At 69.9% G+C, this 15,903-nt stretch carries 15 protein-coding genes; 2 read left to right on the top strand and 13 right to left on the bottom strand.

Going from position 1 to position 15,903, the window contains the following annotated elements; genetic code table 11:
* Positions 1-154 precede the first annotated feature (154 nt).
* The 4 genes from MOQ72_RS20365 to MOQ72_RS20350 form a co-directional block, all read right to left on the bottom strand.
* Positions 155-547, bottom strand: coding sequence for an SCO5389 family protein (locus MOQ72_RS20365; RefSeq protein ID WP_242185486.1), 393 nt, complete (start codon positions 545-547; stop codon positions 155-157).
* A 215-nt stretch (positions 548-762) separates the two neighbouring features.
* The gene (locus tag MOQ72_RS20360) at positions 763-1,812 is read right to left on the bottom strand and encodes a WD40 repeat domain-containing protein (RefSeq protein WP_242185485.1); all 1,050 of its coding nucleotides are present in this window, start codon (positions 1,810-1,812) and stop codon (positions 763-765) included.
* The gene (locus MOQ72_RS20355) at positions 1,809-2,822 is read right to left on the bottom strand and encodes a CobW family GTP-binding protein (RefSeq protein ID WP_242185484.1); all 1,014 of its coding nucleotides are present in this window, start codon (positions 2,820-2,822) and stop codon (positions 1,809-1,811) included. The genes MOQ72_RS20360 and MOQ72_RS20355 overlap by 4 nt, the downstream gene beginning before the upstream one ends.
* The gene (locus tag MOQ72_RS20350) at positions 2,819-3,121 is read right to left on the bottom strand and encodes a hypothetical protein (protein ID WP_242185483.1); all 303 of its coding nucleotides are present in this window, start codon (positions 3,119-3,121) and stop codon (positions 2,819-2,821) included. Before MOQ72_RS20350 ends, MOQ72_RS20355 begins: the two co-directional genes overlap by 4 nt.
* Before the next feature lie 113 nt (positions 3,122-3,234).
* On the opposite strand from MOQ72_RS20350, the gene MOQ72_RS20345 reads away from it, so the two are divergent.
* A complete protein-coding gene (locus tag MOQ72_RS20345; protein ID WP_242185482.1) occupies positions 3,235-4,200 on the top strand; it encodes a metal ABC transporter solute-binding protein, Zn/Mn family in 966 nt (321 codons plus the stop codon).
* Positions 4,201-4,264: 64 nt separating this feature from the next.
* Here MOQ72_RS20345 and MOQ72_RS20340 read toward each other — a convergent pair whose 3' ends face one another.
* Both MOQ72_RS20340 and MOQ72_RS20335 read right to left on the bottom strand, forming a co-directional pair.
* Positions 4,265-4,678 (bottom strand): hypothetical protein, encoded by a 414-nt coding sequence (locus MOQ72_RS20340; protein WP_242185481.1) that lies wholly within the window; start codon positions 4,676-4,678, stop codon positions 4,265-4,267.
* A gap of 18 nt (positions 4,679-4,696) precedes the next feature.
* Positions 4,697-5,815, bottom strand: coding sequence for a saccharopine dehydrogenase NADP-binding domain-containing protein (locus tag MOQ72_RS20335; protein ID WP_242185479.1), 1,119 nt, complete (start codon positions 5,813-5,815; stop codon positions 4,697-4,699).
* A gap of 70 nt (positions 5,816-5,885) precedes the next feature.
* Here MOQ72_RS20335 and MOQ72_RS20330 point away from each other — a divergent pair, with 70 nt between their 5' ends.
* Positions 5,886-6,806 (top strand): NAD(P)/FAD-dependent oxidoreductase, encoded by a 921-nt coding sequence (locus MOQ72_RS20330; protein WP_242185478.1) that lies wholly within the window; start codon positions 5,886-5,888, stop codon positions 6,804-6,806.
* A 50-nt stretch (positions 6,807-6,856) separates the two neighbouring features.
* Here MOQ72_RS20330 and MOQ72_RS20325 read toward each other — a convergent pair whose 3' ends face one another.
* From MOQ72_RS20325 to MOQ72_RS20295, 7 genes are read right to left on the bottom strand one after another with little or no spacing between them, the layout of a single operon-like run.
* Positions 6,857-8,818 carry a condensation domain-containing protein gene (locus MOQ72_RS20325; protein ID WP_242185477.1) on the bottom strand — a complete coding sequence of 654 codons (1,962 nt, stop codon included), beginning with the start codon at positions 8,816-8,818 and terminating at the stop codon, positions 6,857-6,859.
* A complete protein-coding gene (locus tag MOQ72_RS20320; RefSeq protein ID WP_242185476.1) occupies positions 8,808-9,974 on the bottom strand; it encodes a class I SAM-dependent methyltransferase in 1,167 nt (388 codons plus the stop codon). The genes MOQ72_RS20325 and MOQ72_RS20320 overlap by 11 nt, the downstream gene beginning before the upstream one ends.
* A complete protein-coding gene (locus MOQ72_RS20315; RefSeq protein ID WP_242185475.1) occupies positions 9,964-11,313 on the bottom strand; it encodes a methyltransferase in 1,350 nt (449 codons plus the stop codon). The genes MOQ72_RS20320 and MOQ72_RS20315 overlap by 11 nt, the downstream gene beginning before the upstream one ends.
* A complete protein-coding gene (locus MOQ72_RS20310) occupies positions 11,303-12,697 on the bottom strand; it encodes an ABC transporter ATP-binding protein (RefSeq protein WP_242185474.1) in 1,395 nt (464 codons plus the stop codon). Before MOQ72_RS20310 ends, MOQ72_RS20315 begins: the two co-directional genes overlap by 11 nt.
* Positions 12,697-13,482: an ABC transporter permease gene (locus MOQ72_RS20305; protein WP_242185473.1), complete on the bottom strand. Its 786-nt coding sequence runs from the start codon at positions 13,480-13,482 to the stop codon at positions 12,697-12,699. Before MOQ72_RS20305 ends, MOQ72_RS20310 begins: the two co-directional genes overlap by 1 nt.
* The gene (locus tag MOQ72_RS20300; protein WP_242185472.1) at positions 13,479-14,399 is read right to left on the bottom strand and encodes an ABC transporter permease; all 921 of its coding nucleotides are present in this window, start codon (positions 14,397-14,399) and stop codon (positions 13,479-13,481) included. The genes MOQ72_RS20305 and MOQ72_RS20300 overlap by 4 nt, the downstream gene beginning before the upstream one ends.
* Positions 14,396-15,901: an ABC transporter substrate-binding protein gene (locus MOQ72_RS20295; RefSeq protein WP_242185470.1), complete on the bottom strand. Its 1,506-nt coding sequence runs from the start codon at positions 15,899-15,901 to the stop codon at positions 14,396-14,398. The genes MOQ72_RS20300 and MOQ72_RS20295 overlap by 4 nt, the downstream gene beginning before the upstream one ends.
* Positions 15,902-15,903: the final 2 nt, after the last annotated feature.

Genomic DNA, 15,903 nt, shown 5'->3' with positions numbered 1-15,903 from the left:
CCCCCCCCGCCCCCCCCCCCCCGCCCCCGGCGCGGGGGGGGGGCCCCCCCCCCCGGGGGGGGGGGGGGCGCCCCCGGGGGGGGGGGGGGCGCCCCCCGGGGGGGCCCCCCCCCCCCCCCCCCCCCCCGACCCTCGCCCAGCAGGACGTAGCGGCTCAGCAGTCCCGGAGTTCGGGGCTTTGGTTCAGCAATTGGCCGCGGACCGAGATGAACTCCCGGTAGGTGTCGCTGTCGACCGCGGACGGCCGGAAGGCGGCAACCCGGTGGCAGTTCTGGAAGGACAGCTTGACGCCGAAGTGGCGTTCCAAGCCGCCTCGGATCGCGTCCGAAGCCAGTGCGCGCAACAGTTGCCCGCGATCGGCCTCGCTGGGCGGAGGCGTGGTGTTGTCGGCGAATTCGGCCGTGCCGCTGTCCAGGTCGGTAACCACGGAACTGATCACCATCCAGGCGTAGGGCAACGATTCGCGCACGCAGGCGATGAACTCGGCATCGGTGATCGCACCGCGCTCCGCGCGGTCGAGCAGGTCGGCGGAAACGTCCAGGGACACGGGAACCTCCAACTCCGGGCGTGGTGACGTCAGCCGGTGCGAACGCCACTCACCTCTACTGGTACTGGTTGTCATCTTCAACATCAAGCACTCGCGCGTCATGCCACCAGGACGGACCAGCGCTTCCCCCGACGAGTGCCGGATTCCGGAGGTTTGCGCGGGCGAGTCGAGTCGAACGATGAAGCTTGCTTCTGCTTTCGCGGGGGTCTGGTGGTTCAGGTGACGGTCAGGGCGTCGATGCGGCCGGTTCGTCGTCCGATGTAGACGGTTGGCGTGGTGCGGCTGCGGCCGGTGGAGATCGCGGTGACCGGGTCGTCGTCGCGGAGCCCGCCGACGGGGCGGAGTTCGTCGCCGGGCTTGGTGTTGGCGGCGATCCGCCACACCAGCACGGTACCGGTGCGGTCACCGCTGATGAGCGTCTGGCGGTGGCCCGGTGCCCAGGCGAACGCGGCGACCGCGGACTCGTGTCCGGTCAGCACGACCCCGGCCCGGCCGGTCGGTCCAGCGCCGGAGAAGTCCCAGCAGGTGAGGACTTCGGCGGACTCGCAGGCCATCCACCGCCCACCGGCTTCGAAAGCCAGGTGGGACACGGTGGCGGGGAAGCCCGACATCTGGAAGTCCGAGCCGTCGGTGACCTTCCAGCCGTGCAGGGTCGCGTCTTGGCTGCCGCCGACCACCCACCTGCCGTTCGGCGCGGCGGTCAGCCCGGAGATCGCTCCCGGTGCCTCCAGGGTGTTGGTGATCCGATCGGTGTCCGGCTCGAAGATCGTCACGCCCCGGTAGGACGACGCCGCGACGCGGAGGCGCCCACGGGGCCACAGCACGTTGGTCACGGTGCTGGTCATCTGCTCGGAGCTCCAGCGGGTCCTGCCGTCCCGGTCCAGGACCCGCACTCGTCTGCCGTCGGCGACCGCCAGTGACTGGGATTTCGCGTCCCACGCGGCCGAAGCCGACCACTCGGTGCCCTCGCTGTGCAGGGCCTCGCCGTCGGTGGCGCCCCACAGTCGTCGACTGCCCATGCCCAGCGCGGCGATCCGGGTTCCGTCCGGGCTGGCGGTGACGGTGAGCAGGGCGTCATCGAGATCCCGCTCGTACCGCGGTGCGCCGTCGGGGTCGAAGACCCGCAGCGCACCTTCGGAGCCACCGGCCACCAGAGCATCCGGGGCGCCGCGCCCGCTGGGCAACGCATCGAGGGCGATGACGGGTTCGCCCACGTCGACCTGCCAGCGGGGCAGCAGTACCGAGTTGTTCACGAGCGTGGTCACGCGGACGCCCCCGCGGGTACCGGTTCCAAGCACGCCCGGAACTCCTTCTCCAACTGTTCGCGGTCGAGGTTGCGGCCGATGAACACCATCCGGTTCCGCCGAGGCTCGCCGTCCCGCCACGGCGCACCGAGATCGCCATCGTGGAGCATGTGCACGCCTTGGAAGACGTAGCGCTGGTCGGTTCCGGCGAGGTTGAGGATTCCCTTGCTGCGGAACAGATCCGTCCCGCGCTCGCCGAGCAGCACGCCCAGCCATTCGTTGAGCTTCTCGACGTTGACCACCCCATCGGCCGCGATGCCGACGCTGGTCACCGTGAGGTCGTGCTGGTGGTCGGTGTCGTCGAGGAACTCCGGCTCGTCGGCGAGCACCTGGTCGAGGTCGAAGGCGTGCACCCCCAGCACTTCGGCGAGGTCGACGTCGGCGTGCTGGGCGGGTAGGATGCGCACTCCGGCGTTGATGTCGTGGATCCGCCGCTGGACTTCCTCGATCTCGGCCGCGTCGACGAGGTCGGTCTTGTTCAGCACGACGCGGTCCGCGAAGGCGAGCTGTTCGACGGCCTCGTTCTCGGTGCCTTCGGGCTTGTGATCGTCGAGGTGTTGGACGATGTGCTTGGCGTCGACCACCGTCACGATCGCGTCCAGGCGCAGTTGGGTGCGCAGCGCGTCGTCGACGAAGAAGGTCTGCGCGACGGGGGCGGGATCAGCCAGGCCGGTGGTCTCGATGAGGATCGCGTCGAAGCGGTCCTTGCGTTTGAGCAGCGCGCCGAGGATGCGGATGAGATCACCGCGCACGGTGCAGCAGATGCAGCCGTTGTTCATCTCGAAGACTTCTTCTTCGGCGTCGAGCACCAGGCCGTCGTCGATGCCGACCTCGCCGAACTCGTTCTCGATCACGGCGATGCGCATGCCGTGGTTCTCGGTGAGAATCCGGTTGAGCAGCGTGGTCTTGCCGGAACCCAGGAACCCGGTCAGCACGGTGACCGGTACGCGGTCGTCGGAGTTGTCGGTCATCGCGATGCGTTCTCCCCTTCAGGTTGGGTGGTCAGGGCCTTGCGGACGGCCTCGTCGTCCACTTCGGACAGCTGCGCGTGCAGGGTCCAGCGCCTCGCGGTCTGGTCGAGCACGGCGATCTTCGTCTCCATCGGCGGGCAGCCGGGCTCGGCGCAGGCGAGTTCCTGGACCGTCACGGTCGAGTTCTCGGGCAGTCCGAGGGTGACCCGCACCAGTTCCGCGATCTCGCCCGCGCGTTCGGCGCGGTCGAGATCAGGCCGGTTCGACCGACCGAGCAGTCGGCTCAACGCTTCGTTCATCGCACCTCGCAGCTGTCGGAACCCTCTCAAGCCTAGATGATAACGACAATCATTGTCGATTATGCTCACGGGGGTCAAGGTCCGTCGATTTGGGTTTCCAGAGGAGCAATGCCATGACATTCCGCGAAGATCGCCGGTCAAAGGTCGTCGCGACGGCCGCGAGCCTCAGCGCGGCCGCGCTGGCGCTGGCCGGATGCGGCCCGGTCCGCGCACAACCCGGTGCCGACGACGACACGATCACCGTGGTGACGTCCACCAACGTCTGGGCGAGCGTGGTGGCCGAGGTCGGCGGGAGTGCGGTCGACGTGCAGCCGCTGATCAGCAATCCGATCGTCAACCCGCACGCCTACGAAAGCGTCCCGGAGGACGCCGCCAAGGTCGCCAACGCCGATCTCGTGGTGTTCAACGGAGCTGGGTACGACGGGTTCGTCGAGAAGATCCTGGCGGCCGAGCCGAGGGAGGCGCCGACCGTCGAAGCCGCCGCGTTCGGCCGCACCCCGCCATCGCCCGCACCCGAGGCCGAGGAAGGGCACGGCCACTCCCACGACCACTCGATCAACGAACACTTCTGGTACGACTTCCACGCCGTTGATTCGGTGGCCGAGCGGGTCGCGACCGAGCTGGGCAGGCTGCAACCCGCGAAAGCCTCGGAATTCGCCGCGAACGCGGAGCGCTTCCAAGTCCAGGTAGGGCAGTTGGACGACCGGGCCCGGCAGATCGCCGCGGCCCGCCAGGGCGCGGAGGTGGTCGCGACCGAGCCGGTCGCCTTCTACCTGATCGAGGAGTCCGGCCTCAACGACATCACCCCGGACAGCTTCGTCGATGCGGTCGAGGCCGAGAACGACCCGCCAGCCGCAGCGATCGCGGAAATCCAGGACGCCCTCGACACGAGACGGGCCACCGCCCTGGTGTTCAACCCGCAGACCGAATCCCCGGTGACCGCGCAACTGCGCGTGCACGCCGAGCAAACCGGCATTCCGGTGGTCTCGATGACTGAAACCCTGCCAGCCGGACAGAGTTACGTGCAGTGGATGGACGCCCAGGTCGCCGCGCTCGGCGGGGCCGAGGGCCTGAAGTGAACGGACCAGGGGCAGGCGCGGTCCTGCCCCTGGTCGTCAGCCCCGGATTCGTCCTTTCCGCGCGCTAGTTCCGGGTGGCCTGCCGTCGGTGGTGGTGGAACCAGTGCAGGCGTCGGGGGAGTTCGTCGATGCTCACTGGTGTGGTTTCCAGCCAACGCGTCAGTGCGGTGAGGTCTTCGGTGGTGCGCACCGGTCCTACTGGCATAACGGCGCCCACCGGCTCGCGGGTACCGGTGCACCGCTGCACCAGTACGAGGTGTCCACCCGTTCGTGGTGTGGACGTTATCTCGACGTGGCACCACAAACGCCCGAGGGGGCAGTGCGCCCGTACGAGTACTGCGTTGGGACAGCGGCGGATCGTGTCCCGCAGGGCGCCGAGGATCGGTAGTTGGCCGTTGTTCCCGCAGCTGTCGCAAAGGATGACGGTGAAGCCGGTGTCGGAGTTCTTCTTCGTCCTTCGGCGTGGTTGTCGAGTCATCCAGTCCCTCGTCGAACACTATCCACAACGATTGCCGTTGTTGATTTCATGGTGGGCGATGTGGTCGGCGGAACTGCCGGTCGCAGCATGGATGGTGAGCGCTTGGACGAGCGGATCGTGGCGGAGGGCGTCCGCAGTGCTCCGGGGGTCCAGCACCTCGTCCGCGAAATGCACCCCTGGGCGGATCTTTCCGCTGAGTGCGGCCACCGCTGTCAGCGCCGCCACCACTCCGCTGAGCTGGTACGGGTCCGCCGTGTGCAGGGCCACTGAGGACGGCTGTCCGGTGTCGGTGAGAACGTGGGCGGTGAGCGAGTAGTACGGGTCGCGGCCGCGCAGGTCTGACGTGGCCGCTCGGATCAGCGGTTTGACGTGGTCGGCTTGGAACTCCGGGTCGTCCGCCCATGCCATCGCCAGGGCGCTCGGGATGGCCTCGGAGGCGTAGACGGTGTAGAACCGCAGCTCCGCCAGATCGAGCTCGGCTGCCAACCGGGTGCTTTCCGTTGGCAGGAACGGCATCGCGTCGACGGGCTCGGGGAAGCCGGGCAGTTCGACGCGGCGCAGCGGCGTCAGGGCGCGTGGAATCACGGTGCCGCCGCGCCACGCGGCCAGCGACTCCCCGAAATCCGGCCCGTTGGCGAGGAGGATGTCCGCTGCCGAGGCCGGTGTCACGCGCACCGCGCCCCCGACATGGATTTCCACCCGGTCCCCGGCTGTGGCGACGAGCCGGGGGAGCAGCCCGGTCAGACCTGGCATGAGGCCCGCCGAGAAGACCGCCGCTCGATCCGTGAACGTCGTCGTGCCCAGTGCGCGGCGGGCGGGCACGTCTCCGGCCACGTCAACGTAGTGCGCGCCCGCCGCGGAGGCCGCTCGGGCGACCGCGTCGAGGATCCGGTAAGAGGGTCCGGCGCAGTTGAGGACGAGGTCCGCGCCGGAGCAGAACTCCTTGAGGCTTACCGGGTTGTCGATGTCTACATAGGACACTTCAAGGTTCGGGATCTCGCTGCGCAGGGCGAGGCCCCGGGCCGGGTTGCGTCCGCCCACGCGGATGTGGGTGCAGCCCTGCTCGGCGAGTCGACGGACGGCCGTGGAGCCGACCGCGCCGTAGCCGCCGAGTGCGGCGATGAGCTGATCCGCCATCGGACCCCTTTCGCGGGATGGTCATAGCAACGATAATCGTTTCCATTAGTTCCGACCAGAGGGAGTCAGCGTGTTCGACGTGATCGTGATCGGCGGTGGGCCCGCTGGGCTCAGCGCAGCTCTGGTGCTCGGGCGCCAGCGCCGCCGCGTGTTGGTGGCTGACGGTGGCCAGGTGCGCAACGCACCGGCGGACGAGATGCACATGTACCTCAGCCGGGACGGTTTCTCGCCGCACGAGCTGCTGGCGCTGGGACGTGCCGAGCTGACCGCCTACCCCGGCGTCGAACTGCGATCCGAGCAGGTCACCGCGGTCTCCGGCGGCATCGACGACTTCACCGTGGAATTCGCCGACGGCAGCCGGGAGCACGCGCGTCGACTGATCCTGGCGACCGGGCAGGTCGACGAGCCGTACGACATCCCAGGCGTGCCGGAGCGCTTCGGCCGCAGCATCTTCCACTGCCCCTTCTGCCACGGCTGGGAAGCCACCGGCAAAACGTTGGCGGTTCTCGGCCGCGACATGCCGCAGGTGATGCTCGGTCTGTACCTGGCCGATCGCTACAGCGACGACGTCGTAGTGGTGACCCATGGCTCGCACGAGCTGCCCGACGAGGTGACCGGCAAGCTAGCCGCGCGCGGCGTGGAGGTGCGCGCCGACCCGCTGGCGAAGGTGACCGGTGAACTGGACGCTCTGCAGTTGCACTTCGCGGACGGGGCGGTGCTGGAGCGGCAGGCCGTTTTCCACCGCGCGCCAACCCGACAGCGTGCTTCGTTCGCGGAAGACCTGGGTTGCGCGATCCTGGAGGACGGTCTTGTGCAGGTCGACGAGTTGCAGGCCACTACGGTGCCCGGCGTCTCGGCGGCCGGTGACATGGCTCGCGTCCCGGCCGTGCCGGACGCCCTGACTCTGGTGAGCCAGGCTGCCGCCGACGGAGTGCGGGCTGCGGTATGGCTGGAGCAAGGTCTCTTCCGCGCCACCTTGACGGAGAGCTGACGTCGTGAGTGGTTATGGTCGCTCTAGCGGCCATAACCACTCACGAGCATTCAGCGTTCCGGTGCGGTGAGCGCTGCGAGGCCGGAAATTGTTGGGGCGTCCAGGAAGTCGCGGACCGCGACGGTGATTCCCGACTCCCGGGCGAGCTTGCCGAGTACCCGCACCGCGAGCAGGGAATCGCCGCCGAGCGCGAAGAAATCGTCTGCTCGGTCCACTCCGCTGACCCCGAGCATGTCCTCCCACACCGCCGCGATCGTGCGTTCCAGGTCAGTTCGCGGTGGCCCCAACTCCTCGGTGCGGTCCTGGCGTTCGTACCGACCGACCCGCAGGTGTTCTGCCGGCTCGGGCTCCGGTGCGTCCAATTCCGAAGGCAGAGCCACCGAGGCGTCCCAGCTCTCCGGTTCGGCGAGGGTGCGCGCGATGCCGGTCAGCTCGTGGAACATCCCGTCCACGACGGAAGTGTCGAACAGCTCGTCCACCAGCGAGAACACCAGGAACATCTCGTCGCGCAGCTCGAACATCCGCACCTCCAGCGCGACCTGCGGCGTCCGGAGTTGCTGGTGGTGGTCGGCCATGTCGATCCGCCCCATCGGCCCAGCGGTCTCCGGGACGCGTTCGCCCATGGCCGCGTCCATGCCGAGGGTGCTCTGGAAGACGATGGGCGCCACTGGTCGGTGGGTGCCGCGGCGGCGGCCCAGTTCGCGGGCCACTTCGACGCCGCTGATCAGGTTGTGCGCCGCCGATTCGCTGAACTGGCGCTGGCTGTCGGCGGCCAGCTCGGCGAAGGTGGCGTCGGCGGCGAGTTCGACCGGGATCAGCATCGTCGACGCGAACGCCCCGACGATCCGGTGCACGTCGGGATGCAGCGGCAAGCGGTTCAGCTGCAAGGAGTTCAGCAGCATGCGGCGGTGCCCGGCCTGCCGGGCCAACACGATCGCGTAAGCGGTGAACATCGCAGCCGAGGGCGTCACGCCGTGCGCGGTGCACTGCGTCCGGAAGGCCGCCCAGGTTTCCACATCCACGGTGGTCTGCCGGGTGCCCATCAGGTCCGGCCGCACCTCGCGCGGATCGGCGACCAACGGTAGGGCGGGCGGCAGCGGGAACGAGTCGAGGCGGTCCCACCACCAGTCGCGGTCGGCGTCCCACGCGTCGGTGTCGGACAGGTCGGACACCGACTCGACGTAGTCGCCGTAGTCGACCTCCAACGGAGGCAGCACCGCGTTCCAGTCCGCCACCAGGCCGAACAGGTCCCGGTAGAAGACGTTCGACGACCAGCCGTCGATGATGAGCAGGCTGACTGCCGTGTGCAGTCGGGCGCGATCGTCGGGCAGCAGCGTCAGCCGCATTTCCACACCAGGGCCGTACGTGGGATCGGGACCGTTCGTGCTCATCTGCGACCGGATGGCGGCCACCGTCGCCTTGGCTTCCGCCTCGGGCGCGTCGCGCAAGTCGATCACCTGCAACGTGGGCACGGCGTCGGCATCGTCTGCGGCCAGGAGGTGCTGCCGTCCGTCCGGCAGCACGCGGGCGCGCAGGGTGGGCTGGTGCCGCACCAGTCGTCGCAGCGCGTCCTGGAGTGCTTCGGGGGCTTCGTCGGCATCGACCTCGGTGAGACCGATGTCGACGTAGTGGTGCGCGGAGTCGTAGGACAGTTCCCAACCGTCCTGCTGGCCGACGAAGTAGCCCTGCTGCAACGGAAGCAACGGGAACGGCGCGGCCGGATCGGTCCGCCGTACCACCTCGACGGGCAGGGCGCGACCGCCAGCGGCTCCGGCGCTGCGTCGCGTGATGAGGTCGGCCAACTCGGCGAGGGTGATCTCCACGCGGACGTCGGACAGCGCGAGGGCCACGCCGAGCTTTCGGCGGACCACAGCGGACATCCGCACCGCGAGCACCGAATCGCCGCCGAGGTTGAGAAAACCGGTGTCCCGCGGCACCTCGTCCGGTGCCAGGCCGAGCAGTTCCGCCCAGATCTCGGCCAGCTCGGTGCTGATGTCGAGTTCAGCGTTCATGGCTACTCCTGTCGTCGGTGGTGGTTCGCGTCCGCGCGGCGAAGATGTGCTGGCCGAGCGCGGCCAGCGGATGCACAGGGTTGGGCAGGTCGAGCAGCGGGGCGTAGTCGGCCGCGGTCAGTTCGCCGAGCCATTCGTCGCGGGTCAGGAAGACGCGATCGGTACCGGCTCGCACATCGCTCGTGCCGGGCTGCGGTCCGCCGTCGCGCGAGGACATCAGGAACTGCATCGACGTCATGGCCTGGTAGTGCTCCCGGCACGACTCGATCATCACGAGCAGACCGCCGGGCGCCAGCAGGTCGCGCAGCCGATTCAGCAGGTGTCCGATGTGGACCGAATTGTGCAGGACGTTCGCGGCCAGCACGACGTCCGCCGAGCCTGGCTGGCCCAGGGCGTCGGCGTTGATGTCGAGGATGCGGTAGTGGAGCCGGTCGCCGAACCTGCGCCGCCCGGCGTCCAGGAAGAACTGGGAGACGTCGGTGAACAGGTAGTGCACCGCCTCGTCGGCGAGCGCGGGAACGACGGCTGCGGTGGTTCCGCCGACTCCGGCACCGAGTTCCAGCACCCGGAGCGGCGCCGCGGTGTGCTGGCACTCCCAGCGCAGCATTTCGATCGCCGCCGCGTTGAGGTAGCGGTTGATGACGTTGTCCTGGTAGGCGCCTTCGGCGGTGGAGAGGTCGCTGTCGGGGAACAACAGCGTTTGCACCGCGACCTCGTCCCGGAGCAGGCGGGGGAGTTGGTCGAAGGCGGCGAGGAAGAACCGGGCCATCTCGGCGGGATATCCGAGACCGCGAGCGGCTTCGTGCACCGTCGCCGCCGCGTCGGCGACTTCGGATCGCCGCACGGCACGCAGGTCGTGCAGGAAGCCAGTGGCGTCGTCGCGATGCAGCAGTCCTTCGTCGTGCAGGACGGTGAGCCAGCGGCGGAGGATCCAGCGGTGCCGGGGTGCGACGCGCAGCCGGTCAGCGACCTGGTCGCAGCGGTGGCGGAGCCCCGGCCGGAACAGCCCGTTGCGGCCGAGGGTTCGGGCCATCGCCAGCAGCGCGGCTTGGTCTAGCTGCCGCATGAAACCGGGGAGTGCGGCGGTGTCGACGTCTTCGATCGAGGCCGCTGCGGCTTCAGCGACTTGGTCCAGCAGGGCCGATTCAGCGTGCATCCGGCTCTCCCAAAGCGACCGTGATCGGAATGGATCCGTGACCCGTCCGGCGCAGTTCGCGCCGCGCGAGCTCGGTCAGCCTGCGGCGCACGAACCCGTGCAACGGCTCGTGCGCACGTTCAGGACCGGAAATCGCCTTCACTGGTCGAGCGGCTGCCTCGGCGGGTGCGATCACTTCGAGGAGCCGCGGGTCGGCGGGGTCCAGCGATACGACGGCGCCCAGGTCGGCGATTTCGCGGTGCAGATCGGCAGCGGTTGGTCCGGTACCGGGCGTGAGGAGTCGGTTGGGGATCTGCTGGATTCGCACTGGGGAGTCGTCGAGGTGGGCGCGCAGGGCCGCGAGGCGGTTGTCGGAAGGAAGGTCGGGCCACCGGATCACCGTCGGAATCGTCTCCGGAATGCCGGATTCGACGTGGAGCACCGCGTCGAAGCGGTAGCGGGTCAGTTCGGTGTCGGCGCGCATGGTCTTCGCGTAGGTGACCATCCGGGTCTCGCGGCCCGACTCGGCGGCCAGCGCGGCCAGCAGTGCCGGGTCGAAGAGCAGTTCCTCGTCGCGATCGGCGCGCTCCGCTACCCGTCGTTCGACCTCGCGGGACGAGAGCGGGGGATTGGTGGCGGTCTCGACCCACCGGTGGTGGTCGTGCAGCAGCCCGGCGTGCCGGACGTCGCCGATGACCACGGTGCCGCCCGGTGCGACGAGCCCGATCGCGTCCTGCACGACCGCTCGCAGGTACTCGACGCTGGGAAAGCACTGCGTGACCGAGTTCAGCAGCACGCAGTCCGGTCGTCCCCGCGGGAATCCGACAGCGGTCATGGCCTGCTGCACGACCGCGCTTCGCGCCTCGTGCGCGGCCGCTTGCACGACCATCGCCCCGGCAGGGGCCGCTGCGGACAGTGCCCGAACGGCATCGGTGGCGACATCGGTCCCCACATAACCATCGACCTCGGGGTGCAGCCGGTGCATGAGCATGCCTGTGCCACAACCGAGTTCGAGCACCCAGGTGGGTTTGCCGCGCAGCACCAGCTGGACCGCGTGCCGCAGCCAGTCCGCCATGTGTTCCACCGGGAACGGCTCGCCGGTGTCCGAGGCCCGCCACCCCGACAGGTCCAGGTCGTCGGCGTGCCTCCCCGAGGCTTGGGAGTAGGTCCAGTCGTAGACCTCGCTCCACTGCGCGAGGTGCTCGGCGAGCAAGCCGCCGGGAGTCGGCCGCACGGCGAGCGCGTCGCGCGCGGGGACCAGCCGGATGGCGTCCTCCGCCACGTCGGCTGCGGCGATCCAGGGGTGGGCGCTGAGGTGCTCGGCTGCCCGCCGCAGCGCGGACTCGTCGTCACCAGGCACGGGTTTCCTCCGATCTGTCGGGATTGGCGCGGGCCAGGCCACGCCGGTACAGCCGCAGCGTGCGGTCAGCGCGGTCGGCGATCGACCGGTCGTGGGTGACCAGCAGGACGGCGAGGCCGTCGGTGCGCAGTCGGTCCAGGAGATCCAGGACGTCATGCGCGGTGGCGGCGTCGAGCGCGGAGGTGATCTCGTCGGCGAGGAGCACTTCGGGTTCGGCGGCGAGCGCCCGCGCCAGGGAGACGCGCTGCCGTTGGCCGCCGGAGAGCTCGCGAGGAAAGCGTTGCGCGGCACCGCCGAGACCGACCAGGCGCAGCAGATCGTCGGTTCGTTTCCGAGCTGCGCTAGGAGGAAGTCCGCGCAGCACACGAGCGGCTCGGGCGACTGCGGTGCCGACGCGGTGCGCGGGGTTCAGCGTGGTGGCGGGATCCTGGGAGACGAGTTGCACCGCTCGAAGCTGGGGTCGGGTCCGGTCCTCGACGCGGTGCGGGAAGATGTTGCCCCGCCACCGGAGTTCGCCCTCGTCGGCCGCATGCAGCCCCGCCAGCGTACGCAGCAGTGTGCTCTTGCCACATCCGGACGGCCCGAGCACGGCGACGAGTTCGTTCCGGCGAAGTTCGAGGGTGCTGTCCTGGACCAGCGGCGCGGTGCCCGGCGGTTGCGCGATGGTCAGGCCGGATGCCGAGAACACGGCCATGTCCGCTTCCGCCCGGATCGCCCGCCCGGCGCGGAACGTTCGTTCCTGCCCGAAGGAGACGACGCGATCGCTCACCCGCGTCACGAAGTCCCGATCGTGCGAGACCAGCAGGGTGACCGAACGCCCGTCGCCGCGTCGCTTGGCGATCGCCTGCCCGACGAGATCGAGCGCGTCGGGATCCAGCCCGGTCGTCGGTTCGTCGAGAACGAGCAGCGCGGGTTCGCGTACGAGGGCACGGGCCAAGGCCACTCGTTGTGCTTGGCCGCCGGAGAGCTGGTGCGGGCGTCGTCGCCACATCTCCGCGCTGTCGAGGCCGAGTTCGTCGAGCGCTCGCCGGATCAGTCGCTCGTCCGGGGTGCCCTCGGCTACCAGGGAATGCACCCGCTGCAAGGGATTCAGCGCCGCGGCGGGGTGTTGGCCGACGATGCCCGCCGTGCGGTACCGCCAGCGCCGGGCAGCGCGGCCGGGCGTGATGATCCGCCCGCCCCAGCGGACTGTGCCGCCGATCCGTCGCAGTCCTGTTGGCAGGGCATCCAGCAATGCGTGCAGGAGGGTGGTCTTCCCGCTTCCGGACGGACCGACGATCGCGATGGTTTCGCCGGGATCAGCGTGCAGCGAGACATCGGAGACGACCGCACGTCCGCGCCGGTCGTGCACGGTCATGCCGTCGACCGCCAAACCGGTGCGCATCATGCCGACCCCGGGTTCGCGTCAGCCAGCGAGGCCGCACCAGCGACTGCGGCCGTCAGCACGGCCAATGCCGTGGCCGGAGCGATCATGCACGCGGCGTTGAGGCCCGAGCCCGGCAGGTTCTCGCGGATCATCAGCGCCCAGTCGGCTGCCGGGGGTTGGGTGCCGAAGCCGAACAGGCTCAGCGCGGCGGCGATCTGCACGGCGACCACGAAGCGCATGCCCAGATCGGCCGAGATCAAGCCGGTCAGCGACGGCAGGATCTCCCGGACGAGGATCGCGGAACCGCGTTCGCCCCGGCCGCGGGCGGCTTCGACATATCCGGACCGGCGGGACAGTCGGGTTGCGTCCCGGACCACTCGCAGGGTCAGCGGTGCGCCACCGCAGACGGTCGAGGTCACGACCGCCGCGTTGCCGGGCAGGGACACGGCCAGCACCAGCGCGAGCAGCAGCAGGGGTGTGGCGAGCAGAACGTCGGCCAACGCGGTCAGCAGTCGCGATGGCCAGCGGTCGGTCCAACCGGCCAGCAATCCGCCCGCCACGCCGAGGAACGTCGCCAGCAGCGCCGCCACCAGCGCGATCAGGACGAGGCTGCGGCCTCCGGCCAGCACCCGCGACAACACGTCACGGCCGAGCCCGTCGGTGCCCAGCGGTGCGGTTCCACCCGGGGACGCGTAGGGCATGCCGATGATCTCGGTCGGGACGTGCGGAGCGATCAGTTCGCCGACGATGGCCAGGCCCGGCACGGCGATCGCCAGGCAACCAGCTGTGCTCGCCCATCTCATGTGGTTCCGCCTCGCGTGAGGTCGGCGAGCCACAACCCGGCGAGCACGACCGCCGCGCCGAGCAACGCGACGGCTTGCACCGTCGGCACGTCGCGTCCGGCGACCGAACTGACCAGCAGCTCGCCCAGGCCGTTGTAGCCGAACACCGTCTCCACCACCGTGGTGGCGGCGATCAGCCCGCCGCCGATGACCGCGAGGACGCGGAGGATGGGCGGGAGCAGGACGGGGAGGACATGCCCCGCGGCGATCCGCCAGCGGGGCACCCCGCGCAGGACCGCGTCCTCGACGTGCGGCAGCCGCTGCGCGTCCGCCACCGCGCCCGCGAGCAGCCCCGCGCCGAACGCGGTTGCCGGAAGCGCCAGCGACAATGCGGGCAGGACAAGCAGTTCTGGTTGTCGCCACGGCGACTGTCCGATGGGGAGCAGCGAAGCCTGCGGTAGCCAGTGCAGCAGCCCGGAGAAGACCGCGACCAGCGCCCCGGCGACCACGACCTGCGGTACCGCGGCGGCGGCCGCGATCGCGCCGGTAGCAGGAGCGCGCAGGCGCGGTGTGCTGCCCGCCCACCACGCCAGCAGCAGCATCAGCGGCACCGCCATCGCCAGCGCGCAGCCGGTCAGCGCGAGCGTCGCGGGCAGCCGTTCACCGATCAGGACCGACACCGGTCGGTCGCTGATCAGCGACCGACCCGCGTCACCGCGCAGGAGACCGGTCAGCCAGCGACCGAAGCGTTGCCAGGCCGGATCGTCCAAACCGGCCTGCGCGCGCAGCCTGGCCAGCTCCGCGTCGCTGGCCCGGCCGTGGGTTCTGGCCTGCGCCGCATCGCCGGGCAGCAGCTCGGTCGCGGCGAAGACCAGGACAGCGGCCGCGAACAGCAACAGCGCGCCGCGTGCGGCCGAGCGGATCAACAGCGGGATCACGTGGCGTTGACCCGGACCTGGTCGATGAACAACCGCTGGAATCCCGGCCCGGTCGGCAGCCCCGCCACCTGCGGACGTGCCAGGTCGAGGCCGTCACCGACACCCCACACCAGGTAGCCGCCCTCGTCGCGCACCTGCTGTTGCAAACCGCGCAGTCGGGCGTTGCGCCCGGCCTCGTCCAGGGTGGCCAGTGCGGCGTCGAAGCCGAGGTCCCAGTCCGGCCGGTGCCACGCGGTTTCGTTGGTCGGCGAGTTCGACAGCAGAGCGACGCGGGCGACGTCGAGGAATGGGATTCCGCCGAGGTAGCTGACGTAGAAGTCCGCCTGCGAGTAGACCTGGGTCCAGAAGGTGTCCTGCGGTTCCACCCGCACCTGGATCCGGATGCCGACGGTCTTGAGCTGGTCGGCGAGCAGCGTCGCGGTGGTGTCCATGCCCGGGTAGGCGGTCGTGGTCCGCAAGGTGAGGTCCAGGCCGTCGGGATGTCCTGCCGCGGTCAGCAATTGGCGTGCCCTGCCGAGGTCGCGTTGCCGCTGCGGCAACATTGGCGAGGTGGGGTCGGCGGGGGTGAGCAGGTCGTTGCCGACCGTGCCCTGGCCGAGGAAGACCGTGTCCACCAACTGCTTCCGATCCACCGCGAGCTTGATTGCCTCGCGCACTCGGGGGTCGTCGAACGGCGCCCGGTCCAGGCGCATGACCACCGGGTAAACGGTCACCGCGGGTCGGTGTACGACTTGCAGACCGTCCTGTTCGGACTGTCGAGTGGTCGCTGGGTGCACGCTTCCGGCGACGTCGGCCTGTCCGGCGGCGACCGCGTTGGCGCGGGCCTGCGGATCCGCGATCGCGCGGATTTCGATTCGGCGCAACGGTGGGCGCGGCCCCCACCAGTGGTCGTTGCGCTCCAGCACGGCGTTGGCGGCGTCGCCGCCTGTCATCCGGAACGGTCCGGACCCGGCGACCGGGTTGCTGAAGTCGATGCTTCCCTCCGGGACCACGAATGTCGCGGATTCCAGCGCTCTGCCGACCTCCGCGAACGGCTTGTGCGTCACCAGGGCCAGGGTGTGATCGTCGACCACGGCGGATGAGCCGAGGTCGAACATCGCCATCCGGCCGTAGTTCTCGGCTGCTTTCTCCTGCATCCGGCGCAGCGAGAACAGCACGTCCGCGGCCCGGACCGGCCGACCGTCGGTGAAGGTCGCGTCTGGTCGCAATGCCACCTGCCAGCGGGTCAGGCTGGTGTCGGGCGTCCACGAGGTGGCCAGTCGGGGTTGGGTACCGCCGTCGGTGCCGGGAACGGTGAGGACGTCGTAGAGCAGCGCGAAGCGCATGGCGTCGGACTCGTTGCCGAGCCCACCGTGCGGATCGTTGCTGGCTGCGGCGGGCGCGCCGACAGCCGCGTAGCGCAGCGTGTCGGTGCTTGCGCCCGCCGTGCTGTTCGCGGCACAACCAGCGGCCACCAGCGCGGTCACCAGGGCCGCGCCGAGGACGAAGCGTCGTCGTTGCATCG

The sequence above is a fragment of the Saccharopolyspora soli genome (genome assembly GCF_022678645.1).
Classification (GTDB): Bacteria; Actinomycetota; Actinomycetes; order Mycobacteriales; family Pseudonocardiaceae; genus Saccharopolyspora; species Saccharopolyspora soli.
Note: the sequence above shows the minus strand (reverse complement) of the source record. Positions and strands in the feature narration are given on the sequence as shown.